We start from the raw sequence: 20,700 nt of genomic DNA on the forward strand, positions 1-20,700 counted from the left end.
AGCTATGGGCAAAATGGCACAAAAACTAGAAGATATCAAAAGACTCATCGGCAAACTGCAGCAGCAGCAACCTGAGAATATCAAAAATTTTCTGGGTTTCATGACAAGCGTAGAAAAAGAGGGAGCGCTTTCTACCAAGCAAAAGGAGCTTGTCAATGTAGCTCTTGCAGTTGCTGCACAGTGCGAATGGTGTATAGCGCTCCATGTCAAGGGAGCTTTGGATGCAGGAGCCAGTAAAGATGAGATTTTGGAAGCTGCTATGCAGGCGGTTTTAATGCATGGAGGACCGGCTCTCATGTATATGACACCAGTAGAAGAAGCTTTAGAGGAGTTTAGCCATGAATAGTGCAAGAGTCAAAACCTTTTATTATCTGATGAAACTTGGTCGAGAATTTGAATTGGCTGCAAAGCAAGAATACATGAAAGGCAACATTGCAGGCTTTTTGCATCTCGATATAGGGCAGGAAGCCTGCAGTGTTGGAAGTATGCAAGCCTTTGACAAAGGCGATGTCTTTACTCACTATAGAGAGCATGTTTTGGCAATTGCCAGAGGTATGGATCCAAAAGTAGTTATGGCAGAGCTTTTTGGAAAGGCAACGGGAGTGAGCAAAGGCAAAGGTGGCTCGATGCACCTTTTTGATCCTACGCTCAGTTTTTATGGAGGCGATGCGATAGTTGCCGGGCATCTGCCGATTGCTACAGGGTGTGCGTATGCGAGAAAAGTGCAAGGAGAAAAAGCCGGCGTCTTTGCCATCTTTGGTGATGGTGCCACCAATGCAGGAGCCTTTTTTGAAAGCATCAACATAGCAGCTGCCTGGAAACTGCCACTCATCTTTTTTTGTGAAAATAACTATTACGCAATAGGTACACGTATCGGATGGGTGAGTCCTTTTGAAGAGCTTTTTAACAAGGCAAAAAACTATATGCCTGCTAAAAGAATCGATGGTATGGATGTGTGTGAAGTATATAAAGCTGTAACGGAGGCCAAAGAGTATCTTGAAAATGGTTTGGGGCCTTATTTCATTGAAGCTGAAACTTACCGCTATGAGGGACACTCAATGAGTGACAACGGAAAGTATCGCAGTGAAGAGGAGATGGAGATTTTCAAATCTCGAGATCCGATAGAAAAGCTTAAAAGAGAAGCTATTGCTCTAGGTATTGTGGAAGAGAGTTATTTTGATGAAACGGATAAAAAGATCGAACAAGAGATTAATGAGGCAATAGAGTTTGCTGCAAACTCTCCTGAGCCAGAACTAAATGAACTCTATGAAGATGTATACTGCAAGGAGTGCACAAATGTTGTATCGTGAAGCGCTAAACAGGGCCATTGATGAAGCGATGGCAGCAGATGAAAGTGTTGTCATTTTAGGTGAGGATGTTGGACGCTATGGTGGAAGTTATCGTGTCAGTGAAGGACTCTTTGCAAAGTATGGAGCAAAAAGGGTAATTGATACGCCGATTGCGGAGCTTAGTATCGTTGGAAATGCCATAGGAATGGCGATTGGGGGACTTAGACCAATAGCCGAAATTATGACAGTCAACTTTTCACTCCTTGCTATGGATCAAATTGTCAATCATGCTGCCAAGTTTCGCTATATGAGCGGTGGAAAAATGACGATTCCACTCACTGTTAGAATGCCAGGAGGTGTTTCACGCCAGCTCGCAGCGCAGCACAGCGAAAGTTATGAGACGCTCTATGCCTCCATTCCTGGTCTTATAGTCTTGGCAGCAAGTAATGCAACTTATGCCTACCATGCCCTAAAGCACGCGATTTTTCTCAATGATCCGGTCATCTTTTTGGAGCATGAACTGCTCTATCCTATGGAGATGGAGTTTGAAGAAAAAGCAAATTTCGACCCATTCAAAGCCGAAGTTGTCAAAGAAGGAGATGATTTAACAATCCTTACATATTTAAAAATGCGATACGATGTGCTTGAAGCAGTTCCTACAATCGAAAAAGAGCTAGGGATTTCAGTAGAAGTGATCGATCTTAATTCTCTCAGACCTCTTGATATGAAAACGATTTCAAACTCTATCAAAAAAACAAAAAGAGTTGTGTTAGTAGAAGAAGATCATAAAACCGGAGGCTATGGTGCTGAAGTGATAGCAAGAATCACAGAAGAACTCTTTTATGAACTAGATGCTCCTCCTCTTAGAATTGCAGGAGAAGACGTGCCAATTCCTTATAACAGAACTCTTGAACTTGCCTCTATTCCAACACCAGACAAAATTGCAGCACAAATCAAGCTTTGGGGACAAAACCATGGACTATAAAATTGTGATGCCGGTTCTATCTGATACGATGGATAAAGGAAAACTCATTAAATGGCACGTTCACGAAGGAGACACAGTTCATAAAGGCGATGTAATAGCAGAAGTGGAGAGTGATAAGGCAATTATGGAAGTACAAACCTTTAAAGATGGAGTGGTAAAAAAACTGCTTGTCAAAGAAGGAGATGAGGTCCCGGTTAAAGAGCCTATAGCAATCCTCGATACGGAGACAAAGCCCCAAGCTCCTACAAAAAAAGAGCAGGCAAAAGAAGAGCCATCCAAAGAGGAGTCCAAAGTTGTTCAAAAAAGCGAAATTCCCTCAATTCTTCAAGAATTGATGCCCACTTCGGCACCGCCTGTGGAAGGATACGCTTCACCAGCGGCAAAAAAAGCGGCAGCAAAAGCAAATATTGATATAGAGACTCTACAAAAAGAGGGAGTTTTACCAAAGCCTGCACATCTAAAAGATATTAGCGAAGAGCTTCTGAAGCGATACTTTACGCCAAAAGCATTGCATTTATTGAAGGAATATGGAATCGAAGCAAACAGCTTTACACTCGATCATAAAATCGATGAAGAAGAGGTTCAAGATTTTATCATGAAAAACAATATTCCAAAACCATTTCCCCTCTCCTCTAACCGAAAAGCTGTTATAAAAAATGTGGAAGAATCTGCCAAAAAACCAACCTATCTGGTTATGGAGACATTTGATATTAAACCATATAAAAACGTCAAACTCACTTCAATTCTCATTAAAACCATTGCTGATGTGATGCAGCGCCATCCTTTAACCAGAGCCATACTAGAGGGAGACAGATATCTCATTTATCCTTCATCCAATATCAGCGTAGCAGTGGCAAAGGGTGATGATCTCTTTATGGTGGTATGTAAAGATGCCCAGCAAAAAAGTCTCGAAGCAATCGATGAGTGGGTACGAAATTTGAAAAATAGAGATTATAGTGCAGAAGAGCTGAGCGGTTCCACTTTTGGAATCAGCAATCTTGGAATGTTTGGAATCAAAAGATTTAGTGCAATGATCAATAAAAAAGACTCTGGCATTGCAGCTTTTGGAACACTCTACGATGGAAAAATAGATGTCACCTTTACATTTGATCATAGAATCCTAAATGGGGTTGATGCAGCAAAATTTGTGAGTGATCTCAAAAATAGCTTTAAAGGAAACGGATGAAAGACATTATATTTATAGGAGGAGGACTCAATTACGCCGGAGCCGTGGTTGCGGCAAAAAATGGACTTAATGTGATGCTGATTGAGCAAAATTTAGAACATATCGGAGGAACATGCCTTAATAACGGATGTATTCCATCCAAACATCTTTTACATCTGGCTGAGACGGAAGTGAAACTCAGACAAAAACCATTTACAAGACACAAAGATAGACTCAATCTCAAAATTGCCGTGGAAGAAAAAGACGAAATTGTCCAAAAAGCGCACAAATCGATCCAGATGCAATGCAGCAGTGCCGGAGTGGAGCTGATTGAGGGAAAAGGTTATCTTGTGGCTCCTGGCAAAGTTGAGGTTGATAATCAAACCTACAGCGCAAAATATATAGTCATCGGTACTGGCTCATTACCTTTTATTCCCGAAGGGATCGAATATGATAAAGAAGCGATCATTACAAGCGATGAGGTGCTCAACTTAAAAGAGTTCCCCTCTTCTATCGCCATTTATGGAAGTGGTGCAATTGGCGTAGAGATGGCAAGCTTTTTTGCAGCATGCGGAGTTGAAACGACGCTTATTTTTAGGCATGAACATATCTCCAATAAAATCCACCCAACACTCTTGGAAAATCTTGAAAAAGGTCTGGAAAAACTGGGTGTAACATTGATGAGAAACACCTCAGTACTAGAAGCAAAAGCACACAATAAAAAAGCTAAAATAGTCACTGACAAAGATGTCTATGAATTTGATAAACTGCTCGTTGCTACAGGGCGTCGACCAAATGTTGATGTGATTAAAACGGATGCGGTAAAAATAGAAAAAGGGATTGTTACTGATGAGTATTTTCAAACGAACCTGCCAAACCATTTTGCTATAGGCGACTGTAACGCCAAACTGATGCTTGCACATTCCGCAAGAGCGCAGGCTCTGAATGTAGTGCAAAATATTCTTGGAAAAAAAGAGCGGCTAAATCTCAATAATATTCCAAAATTTTTCTACACCCTACCCTTACAATATGCAGCTATCGGCTTAACAAAAACTTCATTGCAAAAAAGAGATATCGAATATAAAGAATCCTTTTTTCCTTTATCAGCCCTTGCTCTTTCACACCTAACAGATGCTACAGAAGGCGGGATAGTTTTGTATGCTGACAAAGAAAATTTTTTGATAGGAGCTGAAATTTTGGCTCCTCATGCCGAGGAGCTCATTGGGATTTTGAGTGCAACACTAGTAGCTGAAATGGATGTAAAACGTGCGTTACAATCGGTCTATGCACATCCAACTTTTTCTGAAGCAATAGATAGAGCTTTGAGGAGATTTTAATGAAAGAAACAAAATATTATGAAAAACTAAGCTCTTTACAAGTGGCTGCCGAACTTGATGCAGATGTAAAAAAAGGTCTGAGTGAAGAGGAAGCAAAAAAGAGACTCCAAAAATATGGTCCCAATGAAATTCCTGAAAAAGAGGAGCCGCTTTGGCATCGAATCTTTCGAAGATTTTGGGGACCGATTCCTTGGATGATAGAGGTTGCTGCAATCTTAGCTGCAGCAGTCAAGCATTGGGAAGAGTTTTATATCATCCTCATTATGCTTTTTATGAACGCCTTCTTGGACTTTTACCAAGAATCAAAGGCTTTGAACGCTATTAAAGTCCTCAAGCAAAAGTTGGCTAGAAAGGCAACTGTTTTAAGAGATGGGCGGTGGAAAGAGATTCCTGCAAAGGAGCTGGTTCCCGGAGATATCATCAAAGTAAAAATCGGCGATATTATTCCAGCTGATATGAAAATCGTCGATGCCGGCGAATATGCTTTGGTGGATCAATCTGCTTTGACGGGAGAATCACTGCCAGTGCACAAAAAAAATGAGGATGTGGCTTATTCCAATACCATCGTCAAACAGGGCGAGATGGTGGGAATTGTCGTCAATACAGGTCTTAATACCTACTTTGGAAAAACCGTTGGACTTGTTGCAAAGGCTGAGAGAGAACAACGTAGCCATTTTCAACAGATGGTAATCCGTGTCGGGAATTTTCTTATTGCTATTACCATTATAATGATTGCCATAATTCTCTATTTTGGTTTTACACGGCATGAAAACCCCTATGAGCTTCTTGTTTTTTCTTTAGTTCTTACCATATCTGCCATTCCTGTAGCACTTCCAACGGTACTGACTGTTACTATGGCGATTGGTGCTTTGAATTTGGCAAGAAAGCAAGCGATTGTTAGCCGACTCGCCGCCATTGAAGAACTGGCTGGAATGGATGTATTGTGTTCCGATAAAACTGGAACCCTTACAAAAAATCAGATGACTATAGCCGATCCATACATTGCAGATGATCATAATGTAAGTGAGCTTTTCTTATATGCTGTGCTTGCTAGTAGACGTGAAAACAACGACCCGATTGAAAAACCGATTTTTGAGTATGCAGATGAGCATGGAATAAGCAAACTGGCTCAAAAATATAACGTTTCCAAGTTTGTTCCATTTGATCCGGTCAGAAAAAGAACAGAAGCTGTAGCAGAAGATAAGGAGGGCAACTGTATCGTAGCTGTAAAAGGGGCACCACAGGTCATTATCGCTCTTTGTGGTTCACAAGAAATAAATGAAGACAAAATCAATCTTAAAATTGAAGAGTTTGCTGAAAATGGGTTTAGAACACTCGGTGTTGCTTACAAGGCATGTGATGAGGAGAAATTCCATTTTGTAGGTCTCATACCTCTGTATGACCCGCCTCGAGAAGATTCCAAAGAGGCTGTAGAAGAGGCAAAAGCAAAAGGGGTAGAAGTGAAAATGGTTACAGGCGACAACATCGCCGTAGCCAGATATATCGCTAAAATTTTGGGAATTGGTGAAAACATATTAGATATCCAAGAGCTTCGTGGGCAAAGTACACGAGAGTATGAGATATTAGCTGAAGTTATCTCAAAAGCGCTTTTAAAGGTTACCAATCCAGATATCAGTAAAGACAAAATTGAACTTTTATCAAAACAGATTGTCAAAGAGGTACGAAAAGAGCTCCATGAAAAAGAGCTTCTTCGTGGAACAGTCAAAAAACATGAGAGTGAAATCATAGCTCTCATAGAACAGGCAAACGGTTTTGCGCAGGTTTTTCCGGAAGATAAATATTTTATCGTCGATGAGCTGCAAAAAGCAGATCATATTGTTGGTATGACTGGAGACGGAGTTAATGATGCTCCAGCACTTAGAAAAGCAGATACTGGAATTGCGGTAAGCGGTGCAACAGATGCAGCAAGGGCAGCTGCTGATATCATCTTGATGGCACCAGGTTTAAAAATCATTGTGGATGCTATCAAAGAGGCTCGTATCATTTTTGAGCGAATGAAAAGCTACACTATTTTTAGAATTGCTGAAACGATTCGAATCATAGTCTTTATGACGCTAGCCATTGTGGTATTTAATTTCTATCCATTGACTGCAATTATGATCATCGTTTTGGCCCTTCTCAATGACATTCCAATCCTGGCGATCGCCTATGACAATACGAAGGTGAGGAAAATGCCGGTCCGCTGGGATATGCATGAGATGTTGGTACTTTCAAGCTGGCTGGGAATTGCGGGTGTTATAAGCTCTTTTCTAATCTTTTATATCGTCATGGTCTATCTAAAAACCCATCCTGAGTCCGCACAATTTTTACCAGATGTTCCAATCTGGGTCAATATGAATGATAGTGACTCTTGGCTCAGTTTCGTTCAATCCATCTTTTTTGCAAAAATGGTTATCGCAGGACATGGAACAATTTACAACACGCGTATTGACGACTGGTTTTTCAAGCGTCCCTGGCCATCATGGATTTTGTTTGGAGCCACTTTTTCCACAAGGGTACTTGGAACAATTATCGCTGTATATGGTTTTGGTTTGATGATGCCTATAGGATGGGATTGGGCTATCTTTATGTGGGCGTATGCACTGACCTGGTTCGTTTTCAATGATGCAGTGAAAATGGCAGTACTTAAATATTACAGAAAAGTAAAAGGTATTGAAGTTCTATGAGTTTTGTTCCCAATGAATTGATACATCTACTCTATGTTACAGCCCTCTCCTTCTTGGTAGGGCTGGAGCTTAAAACATATAGAATCAATAAAGGCATAGAGAAAAAGACCCACATTGGTTCTACAAGGACATTCACTTTTATAGGCTTATTGGGATATCTTTTTTTTAAAATTGATATGATGCTCTATATCATAACCTTTGTGACACTTTTTGGTATTTATGCAATCTACTATTATCATAAACTCAATGAAGAACGGGCTTCCATCATCTCCTTTTTGCTTATCGCTTTAGTGTACAGCTTTGGCCCTGAAATCGAACGTTTTGATATTTGGCTCCCTACTCTCGTTTTTGTTTTAATCGTCTTTTTGCTCAATGCAAACAGATCGCTCCAATTTCTTTTTGAAAAGCTCAATATTAAAGAGTTTGAAACTCTTGGAAAATTTTTACTGCTCAGTGCTGTAATATTGCCAATTTTACCTCATACAAAAATCCCTTATCTCAATATTTCCGCTTTTAAAATTTGGCTTGTCGTCGTTATAATTTCGGGTATCAGTTATGGCAGCTATATTGCGCAAAAATATATTTTCAGACAAAAAGGCTATCTTATTACCGGGATTTTGGGTGGTCTTTACTCTTCAACCGCAACAACAGTCGTGCTTGCCAAAAAGAGTGAGATAGCTGTAGGGATTGTCAACGCTTCCATCATCATGGCTACTGCTATGATGTATATAAGACTTTTGCTTATTGCCGCTATTTTCAATATGGAAGTTGCTCAAAATCTAGCTGTCCCAATGTTTGGACTTTTTGCTTTAGGATCAGCAGTGGCTCTGTATCTTCACAAAAAAGAGCCGGAAAACAACGATGCACCTTTTGATGACAGAAACCCCCTCGAACTCGGTACTGCTTTTGTTTTTGCAGCCCTTTTTATATTAATGATTCTTTTGACCAATTTTGTTGTACACAACTACGGTAATTTGGGACTTCAGTTTCTCTCTTTTATTGTTGGCTTTACCGATATCGATCCGTTTGTCCTCTCGCTTCTTACAGGAAAATATGCAGTCACAACCCAGCATATAGCAACTGCTATTTTGATAGCAAGCGGATCAAACGATTTTTTAAAAGCGGTGTATGCTCTTGTTTTTGGGAAAAACAGACCAAAAGTTGCCGCAATATGGCTTTTTATTTTAGGAGTTTTAACTATGATTAGCCCAGAAATAATGAATATCGTAGGAGCACAATGATGAAAAAAAGATCTTTTCCTTGGCAAAAACCAAAATCAAAATTAGAAGAGCCAAAGGTCGATGAGTTATTGCAAAGAATTTTCAATTCTCCTTCTTATAAATTGGCAATGGAGGATGTGGAATTTTTAATGAGTGATGATACAAGAGGCGTACGACTGGAACTCGACTATCTCAAACCCGAACTCATGATGAAAAAGTACGGTATCAAACATACTATCGTTGTTTTTGGAAGCGCACGCATCAAAGAGCCGAAAACTGCTTTGAAAGAACTGGATAAAATTCAAAAACTTGTCGATAAAGAGCCAGATTCCAAACAGCTTCTGCGAGAACTTCGGATTGCTGAAAAGATGGTGGAAAAGAGTATCTATTACGAAGAAGCGAGAAAGTTTGGTCAACTTGTCGGCAAAGCAGGAAAAGGACCTTCGGACAATACATTGACACTGATGACTGGTGGAGGGCCGGGTATTATGGAGGCTGCCAACAGGGGAGCCTATGATGTCGGTGCAAAAAGCATAGGTCTCAATATCCAGCTTCCGCATGAGCAGTTTCCAAACCCCTATATTTCACCTGAGCTCTGTTTTCAGTTTCACTATTTTGCTATTAGAAAGCTTCATTTTTTACATAGAGCATGTGCACTGGTGGTTTTTCCCGGTGGGTTTGGAACACTAGATGAGCTATTTGAGACACTCACTCTCATACAAACCCACAAAAACAGACCTATTCCCGTCGTTTTGATCGGCAAAGAGTATTGGCACAGACTGATCAATTTTAAATTCTTGGTAGATGAAGGAACAATTGAACCTGAAGATCTGCACATTTTTACCTTCAAAGAGAATGCCAAAGAGGCGTGGGAATATATCTTAGAGTGGTACGATAAAAGAGGATTGGATCTATTTAATAATACAAAGGAGAAATCATGAATCTGGAAAGACTGATCCCAGCAGATGTCCCTCCGGACAAAAAAGGAGAGTTTTTAGCACATTTGCAAGAGACGACAAATGGAACTGGCAGACTCATGCTTTTTGCAGGGGATCAAAAGGTAGAACACCTGAACAACGACTTTTATGGTCCCAAAATCTCACTTGAAGACAACAACCCAGAGCATCTTTTTCAAATCGCTTCCAAAGCAAAAATCGGAGTATTTGCCACTCAGTTTGGACTTATTAGCAGATATGCGCCCGATTTCAAAGAGATTCCCTATCTTATAAAACTCAACTCAAAAACAAACCTTATCCCCTACTCTGCCAAAGATCCATACTCCCAGCAGTGGATCGATGTAGAAGAGGCGATAGAGTTTGCAAATTACAGTGGCATCAATCTCAAAGGCTTTGGATATACTGTTTATCTTGGAAGCGAGCATGAGCACAGTATGCTCACGGAAGCTGCCAATATCGTCCATACAGCCCACAAACATGGATACCTGGCCGTTTTATGGATGTATCCAAAAGGAAATTTTGTAAAAGATGAGCATGATCCTCATTTAATTGCCGGAGCAGCCGGAGTGGCTCTATGTCTGGGAGCCGATTTTGCCAAAGTGAAAGTTCCATACAAAGATGGAAAATTTATACCGGAACTTCTGATAGAAGCAACGGTTGCAGCAGGTAATTGTGGAGTGCTATGCGAAGGGGGTAAAAAAATAGATGAAAAAACCTTTTTACAAGAGCTTTATGAGCAGATCCATATAGGAGGAGCCAGAGGAAACGGAACTGGTAGAAACATCCATCAAAGACCCCTTCACGAGGCTATCAAAATGGCAAATGCCATCTATGCCGTTACATGTGAAGATAAAAGCGTAGAGGAAGCCGTGAAGATTTTGGAAGAGTGATGAAAATTGTGGATTTGGGACTGCTTGCGTATGAAAAATGCAATGATGTTTTAGAGAACTTTATCCTACAAGATGAAGATCATCTCATACTTTGTGTGCATCCTCCCGTCTATACCATAGGAAGTGAGCCTTATGAGACTGATCTACCGGTTATTCATACAGACAGAGGAGGTTCCATTACCTATTTTGATGAGGGATGTTTGATGCTCTATTTTGCATTCCGTGTTCCAAATCCGCCAAGATTTTATGCGAAAGTCCTTCGCTCTTTGGACTTCTTTTTTCATCACTTTGACAAAAATATCAGATATGACAAGAATAAACCCGGCTACTACATTGAAAATAGGAAAATAGCCTCTCTTGGCTTTCGATACAAAAAAGGGTATAGCAAACATGGTGTTTCTATCCATGTCAATCCAAATCTTAAAGAATTTAATAAAATCAATCCTTGCGGTTTGAGTGGCATCAAAGCAACTTCGTTAATAAATGAGGGATATAATGTGAACATGGAACAAGCAAAAGCGTTAGCTGTGAAGGCAGTAGAGTATGGTTTTAAAGCCTAAAGTCAAAGCCCCCTCACCGGAACTCATCGGTAAAACGCAAACGATATTGAATCGGCACTCACTCAATACCATCTGTATTGCTGCAAAATGTCCCAATATCGCAGAGTGTTATGCAAGAGGGACAGCTACATTTTTGATTCTAGGCAATATCTGCACAAGAAGATGCAAATTTTGCAATGTCTTTTATGGAAAACCGTTTGAAATAGATGAAACAGAGCCAAAACGAATAGCACAAGCTGTCAAAGAGATGGAGCTTAGCTATGTAGTGATAACCTCTGTGGATAGAGACGATTTGAGTGATTTTGGCTCAAAGCAGTTTTTCAACGTAACCAAGAAGATACAAAAATATACCCCAAATACAAAAATCGAACTGCTTACACCAGATTTTCAAGGTCACAATGGAGCTTTGCAAAGAGTTATTGCTGCAAGACCCTACAAATTGGCGCACAATATCGAAACGGTGGAGCGCCTCTTTAAAACAATCAAAAGTGCCGGAAGCTACAAAAGAAGTTTGAGTGTGCTTGAGACGTATGCAAAATCTGGTATAAAAACAAAAAGCTCTGTAATGGTTGGGCTTGGTGAAACAAAACAAGAGCTTCTTCAAAGTTTTCAAGATTTGGCAAACGCCGGTGTTTCGCAACTCACTATCGGACAATATTTGCAGCCTTCACCTACAAACTATAGCGTTCAAAAATATTACACACAAGCAGAATATGATGAATTGGCGCAACTTGCCAAAGAGTATGGTATCAAACATGTTGTAAGTGGCATACTGGTTCGAAGCAGCTACTATGCAGAAATCTATTAAAGGGCGAGAATGAAAGAGTTTGAAGTGTATGGGCTACTGCAAAAATATGGAATAAAAGTACCTAAATATGCGGTTTTTGAAATTGATCAGATGCTCAGTTTTGATAAATTTCCGGCCGTTTTAAAAATAGCCAGTGACAAGGTGATTCACAAAAGCGATGTGGGAGGTATTCGTACAGGTATTCATTCGATGGAAGAGCTGCAAGAAGCAAAAAGAGAAATCGTCAACAATTTGCAAAGTCATGGTATCTTTTTGGATCTTAATGACCGGTTTATCGTAGAAGAAGAGCTGCATGGGGAAGAGTTTTATATAGGTGGTATTTATGACCCGATTTTTGAGGAGGTGCTGCTTTTTGGCAAAGGCGGCGTGATGCTTGAAGTCCTCAAAGATATCTGCTATATCGATGTGTATGCAAATGTTCAAGAGATTATACGCAGCTTTAAAACTACAAAAGTTTCCAAAATGTTTCCAAATTTCAGAGGAAAAGAGTATAAGATAGAGTATCTTGTTGATGTTATTCAAAAATTTCAACGTCTCTTTTTGGCTGAAAACATCAGCGAATTTGACATCAATCCTCTTATCTACACAGAGAGAGGATTTGTAGCGGTAGATGCAAGAATCAAAAAAGGAGATAAAAATCCTCATCAAAAAAGAGAAAGAAGCAATGATCTATTTGAAAATGAAAACATTGCAATATTCGGCGCTACTGATAAGCCTCAAAAAGTTGGATACGCACTTGCCAAAAATGCATTAAAAAGCAGCGCCAATATCTTCTTTGTCAACCCCCGCCTTGAGAGTCTTTTTGATCAAAAAGTGTACCACTCTGTCGATGAGCTTCCAAACATCGATACTGCTGTCATTGCTATTCCATCTAAGTATGTTTTGGATTTACTGGAACAACTTGGCAAAAAAGGCGTAAAAAACGCTGTTGTCATCTCAGCAGGTTTCAAAGAGAGTGGCAATATTGAAGCCGAGAAACAGATGCGCCAGATTGCAAAAAAATATGGGATGAATATTGTCGGTCCAAATTGTCTTGGGATCTACAACGCTTCCAAAAGGCTTAATCTCACCTTTGCAAAAACCGATATTTTGCCTGGAGACATTGCTCTCGTTTCTCAATCAGGAGCAGTTTTGGCTGCTCTCATCGATAAAGCCACCTCTCACTCTATCGGTTTTTCTCATATTATTTCGCTGGGCAATATGGCCGATTTTGATTTTGCAGATGCGATAGAAGAGCTCAATACCAAAGAGGAGTGTCGTTTTATCAACATTTACGCTGAAGGACTAAAGGACGGCAAAAACTACCTTCAAGCCATCCGAGCATCAAAAAAGCCCATCTTTGTTTATAAAGCCGGCAAAACGAAAGAGGCAAAAAAAGCAGCATTTTCCCATACCGGCAACATCAGCGGAAGCTATGAGATATTGGTCGGGCTTAGTTATGCAGCAGGTGCTGTCATTAAAAAAGATATCGATGAGCTGATCTTTGCTTCACGATTTGAGCAGTTTACAGAAGTGCTCATCATAACCAATGCTGGAGGTCCCGGAACTATTTTGACCGATATAGTAGTACAGCAAGGCAAAAAAATGTATGAGCTTTCAGACGAAGAGATAAAGAAGCTGGATATGGTTTTACCGCCTACCTGGTCCCATAACAATCCTGTAGACATCATAGGCGATGCCACAGCAAAGCGTTACAAAGCAGTACTTGATATTTTGTATAAGCCTGACATTCTTATTTTTATCCTTGCAACACCACAATTGATGACAGATGGATTGGCGATTGCGAAGGCTATTGGCAAAAAAGCAAATATTGTCCCGGTGTTTTTTGGTGAGGACTCTTTTCAAGAGGCTTTTGAGTACTTTAAGCATGAAAAAATCCTCTATTTTAACGATTTGGAAAATGTGGCAAATATATTATAAGGAGTTGATATGAGCAAATATATCAAATGGTTTAAAGAGATTGGTGTAAAAGATGTTGCTGAAGTTGGAGGGAAAAATGCAAGTTTGGGAGAGATGTACAATCATTTGAGTCCACTTGGAGTGAAGGTGCCAAACGGTTTTGCAGTGACTGCAACCGCCTATAGACACTATCTTGATGCAAATAATTTATGGGAGCCTCTCCAAAAACTTTTTGAAGATTTCGATCCAGACGATATTGACCAGCTCAAAAAAGTTGGCAAAACTGCCAGAGAGATGATTATGAAAGGGGAAGTTCCAAAGGATCTTGAAAAGGAGATTCTCAAAGGATATGAAGAGCTAAAAAATGAGTATGGAAAAGATGTCAGTTTGGCTGTAAGAAGCTCAGCAACGGCCGAAGACTCCCCTACTGCCTCCTTTGCAGGACAAAATGAGACCTATCTCAATATCAAAGGAGATAAAAATCTTTTATGGGCGTACAAAATGTGTCTCGCTTCCAATTTTACCGATAGATCTATCAACTATAAACATGTCCACCATTTTGATCCAATGAAAGTCTATCTTTCTGTTGTGATTATGAAGATGGTACGAAGCGATCTTGGAAGCAGTGGCGTAATGTTTAGTATCGATACAGAGACCGGATTTCGCGATGTGGTTTTCATCAACGCTGCCTGGGGGCTTGGAGAAAACGTGGTACAAGGAACCATCGATCCGGATGCTTTCTATGTACACAAACCTACCTTTAAAAAGGGCTATAGGGCAGTTCTTAAACGAAAAAGAGGTGCTAAAGAGAAAATGATGGTCTTTAGCGAAACACTTGAGAGAGCAAATCTGGCTGAGCAGTTTACGAAAAATATCCCTACTCCAATTGAAAAAAGAATGAAATTTGCAATTCGTGATGATGAGATTTTAAAGCTGGCAGACTGGGCAATGAAGATTGAGGAGCACTACAGTGAAGTGAACAATCGGTATACCCCTATGGATATGGAATGGGCGAAAGATGGAATGGATGGAGAGCTTTACATGGTGCAAGCCAGACCTGAGACGGTCCACTCCCAAGAGAAACTTACCCAGTTTGAAATTTACCGACTCAAAGAAAAAGGCAAGGTCCTTCTAACTGGCAATGCCGTAGGAGAAAAAATAGGAGCTGGAAAAGTAAAAATAATGTACTCTATGGCTGAAGCGGATAAGTTTGAAGAAGGCGATGTTCTTGTAGCACCTACTACAAGCCCGGATTGGGAACCTGTAATGAAAAAGGCAAGTGCCATCATTACTGAGACGGGAGGAAGAACTTGTCATGCGGCGATTGTAAGCCGTGAGCTTGGAAAGCCGGCAGTGGTTGGAGCAAAGAATGCTACAAAAGTACTCCATGACAATCAGCCCGTAACGGTAAGCTGTGCTGAAGGTGAAATCGGAAAAATTTATGAAGGAATACTTCCATTTGAAGTAGAAAAAGTAGATATTTCCAAACTGCCTCGACCAAAAACAAAAATCATGATGAATTTAGGCAATCCCGAGCTTGCCTTTAGCTTAGCGAAACTACCAGTAGATGGTATAGGTCTAGCACGAATGGAATTTATCATAAACAACTACATCAAAGCACACCCAATGGCAATAAGACATCCAGAGATGCTAAGCGACACGGAACGTGCTTTAATCGATGAGCTTGCATTTCCTTTTGAAGGCGATGCAGAGGACTTTTTCATAAAGACTCTCAGTGAAGGGGTGGCGACAATCGCAAGCTGTGTTTATCCAAAAAAATGTATTGTCAGAATGAGTGATTTTAAATCCAATGAATATGCAAATCTTCTTGGAGGCCGCCATTTTGAGCCGATTGAAGATAACCCGATGCTAGGATTCAGGGGTGCAGCACGCTATACTCATCCAAGCTATGCTGAGGGGTTTGAGTTAGAGTGCAAAGCGATGAAGCGAGCTACCCAGGAGATGGGATTTGACAATATTGTCTTGATGATACCATTTTGCCGTAGAGTCGATGAAGCAAAACGGGTTAAAAAGGCAATGATTGAGCACGGATTGACAGATGTATCAATCTATATGATGTGCGAAATTCCAAACAACGTTATCCAGATTGATGCATTTTTGCAAATTTATGATGGTATCAGTATCGGAACCAATGACCTGACTCAACTCACACTCGGAGTTGATAGAGATAGTGAAATAGTTTCATTTGATTATGATGAAAGAGATGAAGGTGTCAAAAAGATGGTACAAATGGCAGTGGAAGGTGCAAAAAGAAATGGTAAATACTCCGGGCTTTGCGGACAAGCTCCTTCAGACTATCCGGAGTTTGCCGAGTTTTTAGTCAAAATAGGAATTGAGTCCATGAGTCTCAATCCTGACAGCGTCCTTAAAATCATCAAAGATGTGGCGGAGATGGAAAATGACAATTGAGATTAGTTATGGTGCAGCCGAAGTAGTAACGGGTTCATGCCATTTTGTCAAATTTGATGATGGCACGAAAGTTTTAGTCGATTGTGGCATGTTTCAGGGATTGGATGAGTGGAAAAACTATGAGCCATTAGGTTTTAATGCAAAAGAGATTGATTATCTGCTTGTTACCCACGGGCACCTCGATCATGTAGGAAGAATCCCCCTTCTCTATAAAGAGGGGTTTCGTGGAAAAATCATCGCAACCGCTGCCACGTTTGAGCTTATGAAAATCGTTCTTCTTGATACGGCCCACTTGATGCAAGAAGATTTCGAGACAGCTTTCAGAAAAGCCCAACGAAGAGGTGAAGAGGAACAGGTTAAAAAGCCGCTCTATACCAAACACGATGTCAAAGCGGCATTGAAACTCCCCAGGCGTATTGTAAAATATGGGCAAAATATCAAACTTTCAAAAAATATTACTGTACGCTACAAAGATGCAGGGCATATAATCGGTTCAGCATTTTTGGAGATTGAATATAAAGATGACGGAGCACATAAAAAGGTGATATTTAGCGGAGACCTTGGTAATCGTCAGGTCCATCTCAATCCGCCTCCAACCGATCCCTCATCTGCAAGACATCTTTTTATAGAGAGCACCTATGGAGACAGGCTCCATAAAAATTATGATGAGAGTGTCAAGGAGTTCAAAGAAGTCATAATGGCCACTCTCCAAAGAGGTGGAAATGTACTGATTCCCTCTTTTGCAATCGAGAGAACCCAACAGATTTTATGTATTTTAAAAGAGATGAGTGACCGACACGAATTGCCAAACCACTGTAATGTCTATCTAGACAGTCCCATGGCAATCAAAACAACACATGTATATCAAAAGTATCGACACCTGTTATCCAATTATTGCAAACATCAACCAGCGCCTTTCGATTTTCCGCAACTAAGATTTGCTACAAGTACAAATGCTTCTAAGCGTATCAACGCAAAAAGAAGCGGAAACGTTATTATTGCTGGAAGCGGTATGTGTAACGGCGGAAGGATTTTACACCATTTCAAACATCGAATCTGGGATCCAAAAAACAGTGTCATATTTGTAGGGTACCAAGCTGAAGGCACACTTGGAAGAGAGATCATAGAAGGAGCAAGATTTATCGAAATTTATGGAGAACGTATCGCAATTCGTGCCCAAATTTTTACCATCAACGGTTTTTCAGCCCATGCCGATCAGCATGAACTCACCTCTTGGGCGCAAAAAATTCATGGTCTTGAGAAAATTTTTTTGATCCATGGCGAGGAAGACAAACAACGTATTTTCAAAAAACATCTCATTAAAACGCTACACAAAAAGGTTCATATCGTCAAACAGGGTGAAATAATTCATCTTTAATCAATTTATAGCTAAAATATTTACAAAATAAAAGAGTCAGGAGTTTTTATGAAAAAGGTAGCAATCAACGGACTTGGACGAATCGGAAAGATGGTGCTGTGGCATTATAGTGTCAACAAACCTAAAAATATCGAGATAACAGTAGCAAATGGCGGAAGCGGAACAGCTGAAGATTTGGCATATATGCTCAAATACGATTCTGTTCATGGAAAATTTCCAACCAAAATCGAATATGGTGAAGATTATCTGAAAGTTGGAGATCAAAAGATTCAGCTTGTAACAGGAAGAGATCCTGAAAAGCTTCCTTGGAGTGAACTTGGTGTCGATATCGTCCTGGAGTGTACAGGCCACTTTACAAAAAGAGATGATGCCGCAAAACACTTAAAAGCAGGTGCAAAAAAAGTGATTATCTCTGCACCAAGTAAAGATGCAGAACTCACCATCGTAATGGGTGTGAATCAAGACTGGTATGATCCAAGCAAACATGATGTCATTTCTAATGCGAGCTGTACGACAAACTCACTGGCACCTGCCATCAAAGTGCTCCATGATGCTTTTGGAATAGAGAATGCTCTTGTGACAACGGTGCATGCCTATACTTCCTCTCAAGCTGTTGTTGATAGAAAAAATCCGGGAAAACACAGACGGGGAAGAACAGCAGCTGCCAACATCATCCCTACAACTACCGGAGCTGCCATAGCAACAACAAAAGTGATTCCAGAACTTCAGGGAAAAATGAATGCATTGGCGCTTCGCGTACCGGTACCAGATGTAGCTATTACCGATATAAGCGCAACACTCAAAAAAGAGGTAACTGCCGAAGAGGTTAATAAAGCATTTGAAGAAGCGATGAATGGTGAATTGAAAGGTATTTTGGAAATTACATATGATGAAGTCGTCTCTACTGACATTGTCAACAATCCCCACTCATCCATTATTGATGGTCTATCTACGATGGTAGTCGATGGAAACAAAGTAAAAGTATTCGCATGGTATGACAACGAGTACGGATATTCTGGCCGCCTTCTTGAACTTGCTGATTTTATTGCAGAAAGGATGTAGATGAAACTGGTTTTAATACGACATGGTCAAAGTGAATGGAACGCTAAAAATCTATTTACCGGCTGGATTGATGTAGAGCTCAGTGAAAAAGGAAAAGCTGAAGCAAAAAAAGCTGGTGAGCTTCTTAAAGAGGCCTGCATCTATCCAGGAATTTGCTACACATCATATCTTAAACGAGCCATTCATACAGCTCAAATTGCATTGAATGAACTGGGCTGGGAGCATATCGATGTGATTCGCAGCTGGAAACTTAATGAGCGTCACTATGGAGACTGGCAAGGCAAAAACAAAGATGAGGTAAAAGCCAAATATGGCGAAGAACTCTTTTTAGCTGTTCGAAGAGGCTACGATACCCCTCCTCCACCAATTGAAGAGAGTGAACCAGATTTTGAAGAGCGGCTTCCTGTTGATCCAAAATTTGAAGGAATCGAGATTCCAAAGAGTGAATCCCTCAAAGATACGAGAGAGCGGGTAATTGAATATTGGTATGAAGAGTTGGTTCCTTCGCTTATGCTGTATGATACTATCTTGATAGCTGCTCATGGAAATTCACTCAGAGCACTTATCATGTACCTTGAAGATATCGATCCAAAAGATATTGCAAAGATTGAAGTACCAACCGGAACACCAATTGTCTACGAACTGACAAAAGAACTCAAAATCAAAAACAAAACTATCTATAACCATTAAGAGGGTCTGTTCCCTCTTTTGCTATAATACGCCCTAAAAAAGGAGCATTTTTGGAATACAGGGCGTATAACGCAAAAAGTTTTAAAAAAATACCACAAGTTCAGCAGTTTTTATCTTCAGAAGATATCGAAAATATCGAAATTGCAGCGCTCGTTTTTCCGTTTAAAGTCAACAATTATCTCATTGATAAACTGATTAATTGGGAAAATTATCAAAATGACCCTATTTTCCGCTTAGTATTTCCTCATAAAGATATGCTCCTGCCACAAGATTTTGAAAGACTTAAAACGTTGTATAAAAAAGGAGATCAAAAAGCCCTTAATAAAGCTATATATGAGATACGCATGCGGATGAATCCGCATCCGGCTGATCAAAAAAGCAATGTCCCAACCATTAATGGAAAAGAACTAACCGGTTCACAACATAAATATAAAGAAACCATCCTCTTTTTCCCGAAACAGGGGCAAACTTGCCATGCATATTGTAGTTTCTGTTTCAGATGGCCACAGTTTACTGGAATCAATGAGCTAAAATTTGCTATGAAAGAGGTGGATCTTTTAATCGAGTATATCAAAGCGCACCCTAGCATAACGGATCTTATATTTACCGGTGGCGATCCGCTCATTATGAGTACAAAACTGCTTCGCAGCTATATTGAGCCTATTTTAAATGCAAAAATCCCTCATCTACAAAATATTCGTTTTGGTACAAAAACACTAGGTTTTTGGCCATACAGATTTTTAACTGATAGTGATGCGGATGATTTACTCAAACTATTTGAAGAAATCGTTGTACATGGATACCACTTGGCGTTTATGGCTCACTTCAACCATTACCGAGAACTTGAAACGGATGAAGTAAAGGAGGCAGTAAAACGGATCCAACAAACTGGAGCAATTATAAGAACCCAAGCTCCAATTTTACGCCATATCAATGATAGTAGCAAAGTTTGGCAAACTATGTGGAAAATGCAAGTGAAGATGGGAATGATTCCTTACTACATGTTTATCGCAAGAGACACAGGAGCACAACATTACTTTGGTGTTCCTCTCGTAAAGGCTTGGCAAATCTATAAAGATGCCCTCTCAAATGTCAGTGGACTTGGTAGAACTGTTCGTGGACCAAGTATGAGTGCGGCTCCTGGGAAAATTGCAGTTAGTGGAGTCAGTGAGATTAACGGAGAAAAAGTAATTGTATTGAATATGCTTCAAGCCAAAAATCCAGCGCTTGTTGATATTCCGTTTTTTGCAAGGTATGATGAAAATGCTCAATGGATCGATGAACTTAAACCGGCATTTAGTGAAAAGTTTTTGTTTGAGAAAAAGTAAATGGTTGGTTGATCCG

The 20,700-nt window shown here is 40.1% G+C and carries 17 protein-coding genes; all 17 read left to right on the forward strand.

Translation table 11 applies throughout. The features are described 5' to 3' along the window. Window positions 1–4: 4 nt before the first annotated feature. Genes JG735_RS05530 through JG735_RS05610 form a run of 17 tightly spaced genes read left to right on the forward strand, consistent with a single transcriptional unit; the run spans window position 5 to window position 20,684 of the window. Window positions 5–346, forward strand: a complete 342-nt coding sequence (locus JG735_RS05530) for a carboxymuconolactone decarboxylase family protein (RefSeq protein ID WP_201334090.1) — start codon at window positions 5–7, stop codon at window positions 344–346. After that, on the forward strand, window positions 339–1,310 hold the full coding sequence (locus JG735_RS05535; protein ID WP_201334091.1) for a thiamine pyrophosphate-dependent dehydrogenase E1 component subunit alpha: 972 nt from the start codon (window positions 339–341) through the stop codon (window positions 1,308–1,310). Before JG735_RS05530 ends, JG735_RS05535 begins: the two co-directional genes overlap by 8 nt. Then, window positions 1,297–2,274, forward strand: coding sequence for an alpha-ketoacid dehydrogenase subunit beta (locus tag JG735_RS05540; RefSeq protein WP_201334092.1), 978 nt, complete (start codon window positions 1,297–1,299; stop codon window positions 2,272–2,274). Before JG735_RS05535 ends, JG735_RS05540 begins: the two co-directional genes overlap by 14 nt. Continuing rightward, window positions 2,264–3,460, forward strand: a complete 1,197-nt coding sequence (locus JG735_RS05545) for a 2-oxo acid dehydrogenase subunit E2 (RefSeq protein ID WP_201334093.1) — start codon at window positions 2,264–2,266, stop codon at window positions 3,458–3,460. Before JG735_RS05540 ends, JG735_RS05545 begins: the two co-directional genes overlap by 11 nt. Then, on the forward strand, window positions 3,457–4,776 hold the full coding sequence (locus JG735_RS05550; protein ID WP_201334094.1) for an NAD(P)/FAD-dependent oxidoreductase: 1,320 nt from the start codon (window positions 3,457–3,459) through the stop codon (window positions 4,774–4,776). Before JG735_RS05545 ends, JG735_RS05550 begins: the two co-directional genes overlap by 4 nt. Next, window positions 4,776–7,463, forward strand: coding sequence for a plasma-membrane proton-efflux P-type ATPase (locus JG735_RS05555; protein ID WP_201334095.1), 2,688 nt, complete (start codon window positions 4,776–4,778; stop codon window positions 7,461–7,463). Before JG735_RS05550 ends, JG735_RS05555 begins: the two co-directional genes overlap by 1 nt. Further along, a complete protein-coding gene (locus tag JG735_RS05560; protein ID WP_201334096.1) occupies window positions 7,460–8,704 on the forward strand; it encodes a DUF4010 domain-containing protein in 1,245 nt (414 codons plus the stop codon). Before JG735_RS05555 ends, JG735_RS05560 begins: the two co-directional genes overlap by 4 nt. Continuing rightward, on the forward strand, window positions 8,704–9,624 hold the full coding sequence (locus JG735_RS05565; RefSeq protein WP_201335730.1) for a TIGR00730 family Rossman fold protein: 921 nt from the start codon (window positions 8,704–8,706) through the stop codon (window positions 9,622–9,624). The genes JG735_RS05560 and JG735_RS05565 overlap by 1 nt, the downstream gene beginning before the upstream one ends. Beyond that, a complete protein-coding gene (locus tag JG735_RS05570) occupies window positions 9,621–10,529 on the forward strand; it encodes an aldolase (RefSeq protein WP_201334097.1) in 909 nt (302 codons plus the stop codon). The genes JG735_RS05565 and JG735_RS05570 overlap by 4 nt, the downstream gene beginning before the upstream one ends. Further along, window positions 10,529–11,089, forward strand: a complete 561-nt coding sequence (locus JG735_RS05575; protein ID WP_201334098.1) for a hypothetical protein — start codon at window positions 10,529–10,531, stop codon at window positions 11,087–11,089. Before JG735_RS05570 ends, JG735_RS05575 begins: the two co-directional genes overlap by 1 nt. Continuing rightward, a complete protein-coding gene (locus tag JG735_RS05580) occupies window positions 11,073–11,897 on the forward strand; it encodes a lipoyl synthase (protein ID WP_201334099.1) in 825 nt (274 codons plus the stop codon). Before JG735_RS05575 ends, JG735_RS05580 begins: the two co-directional genes overlap by 17 nt. 9 nt (window positions 11,898–11,906) lie before the next feature. After that, window positions 11,907–13,817: an acetate--CoA ligase family protein gene (locus JG735_RS05585; RefSeq protein ID WP_201334100.1), complete on the forward strand. Its 1,911-nt coding sequence runs from the start codon at window positions 11,907–11,909 to the stop codon at window positions 13,815–13,817. A gap of 9 nt (window positions 13,818–13,826) precedes the next feature. Next, window positions 13,827–16,226, forward strand: a complete 2,400-nt coding sequence (gene ppsA, locus JG735_RS05590) for a phosphoenolpyruvate synthase (RefSeq protein WP_201334101.1) — start codon at window positions 13,827–13,829, stop codon at window positions 16,224–16,226. Then, the gene (locus tag JG735_RS05595; protein WP_201334102.1) at window positions 16,216–17,604 is read left to right on the forward strand and encodes an MBL fold metallo-hydrolase RNA specificity domain-containing protein; all 1,389 of its coding nucleotides are present in this window, start codon (window positions 16,216–16,218) and stop codon (window positions 17,602–17,604) included. The genes ppsA and JG735_RS05595 overlap by 11 nt, the downstream gene beginning before the upstream one ends. A 48-nt stretch (window positions 17,605–17,652) precedes the next feature. Further along, on the forward strand, window positions 17,653–18,666 hold the full coding sequence (gap, locus tag JG735_RS05600; RefSeq protein ID WP_201334103.1) for a type I glyceraldehyde-3-phosphate dehydrogenase: 1,014 nt from the start codon (window positions 17,653–17,655) through the stop codon (window positions 18,664–18,666). Continuing rightward, entirely contained in the window at window positions 18,667–19,356 is a 690-nt protein-coding gene (locus tag JG735_RS05605) for a 2,3-diphosphoglycerate-dependent phosphoglycerate mutase (RefSeq protein WP_201334104.1), read from the forward strand. A gap of 50 nt (window positions 19,357–19,406) precedes the next feature. Next, window positions 19,407–20,684, forward strand: coding sequence for a KamA family radical SAM protein (locus tag JG735_RS05610; protein ID WP_201334105.1), 1,278 nt, complete (start codon window positions 19,407–19,409; stop codon window positions 20,682–20,684). Window positions 20,685–20,700 lie beyond the last annotated feature (16 nt).

The sequence above is a fragment of the Nitratiruptor sp. YY08-10 genome, assembly GCF_016629565.1.
GTDB lineage: Bacteria > Campylobacterota > Campylobacteria > Campylobacterales > Nitratiruptoraceae > Nitratiruptor.

Coding starts and splice junctions, on each gene's coding strand:
- JG735_RS05560 (WP_201334096.1), top strand. CDS start 7,460: ATGAGTTTTGTTCCCAATGAATTGATACATCTACTCTATGTTACAGCC.
- JG735_RS05585 (WP_201334100.1), top strand. CDS start 11,907: ATGAAAGAGTTTGAAGTGTATGGGCTACTGCAAAAATATGGAATAAAA.
- JG735_RS05570 (WP_201334097.1), top strand. CDS start 9,621: ATGAATCTGGAAAGACTGATCCCAGCAGATGTCCCTCCGGACAAAAAA.
- JG735_RS05540 (WP_201334092.1), top strand. CDS start 1,297: ATGTTGTATCGTGAAGCGCTAAACAGGGCCATTGATGAAGCGATGGCA.
- JG735_RS05535 (WP_201334091.1), top strand. CDS start 339: ATGAATAGTGCAAGAGTCAAAACCTTTTATTATCTGATGAAACTTGGT.
- JG735_RS05565 (WP_201335730.1), top strand. CDS start 8,704: ATGAAAAAAAGATCTTTTCCTTGGCAAAAACCAAAATCAAAATTAGAA.
- JG735_RS05575 (WP_201334098.1), top strand. CDS start 10,529: ATGAAAATTGTGGATTTGGGACTGCTTGCGTATGAAAAATGCAATGAT.
- JG735_RS05530 (WP_201334090.1), top strand. CDS start 5: ATGGGCAAAATGGCACAAAAACTAGAAGATATCAAAAGACTCATCGGC.
- JG735_RS05550 (WP_201334094.1), top strand. CDS start 3,457: ATGAAAGACATTATATTTATAGGAGGAGGACTCAATTACGCCGGAGCC.
- JG735_RS05555 (WP_201334095.1), top strand. CDS start 4,776: ATGAAAGAAACAAAATATTATGAAAAACTAAGCTCTTTACAAGTGGCT.
- JG735_RS05595 (WP_201334102.1), top strand. CDS start 16,216: ATGACAATTGAGATTAGTTATGGTGCAGCCGAAGTAGTAACGGGTTCA.
- JG735_RS05580 (WP_201334099.1), top strand. CDS start 11,073: ATGGTTTTAAAGCCTAAAGTCAAAGCCCCCTCACCGGAACTCATCGGT.
- JG735_RS05605 (WP_201334104.1), top strand. CDS start 18,667: ATGAAACTGGTTTTAATACGACATGGTCAAAGTGAATGGAACGCTAAA.
- gap (WP_201334103.1), top strand. CDS start 17,653: ATGAAAAAGGTAGCAATCAACGGACTTGGACGAATCGGAAAGATGGTG.
- JG735_RS05545 (WP_201334093.1), top strand. CDS start 2,264: ATGGACTATAAAATTGTGATGCCGGTTCTATCTGATACGATGGATAAA.
- ppsA (WP_201334101.1), top strand. CDS start 13,827: ATGAGCAAATATATCAAATGGTTTAAAGAGATTGGTGTAAAAGATGTT.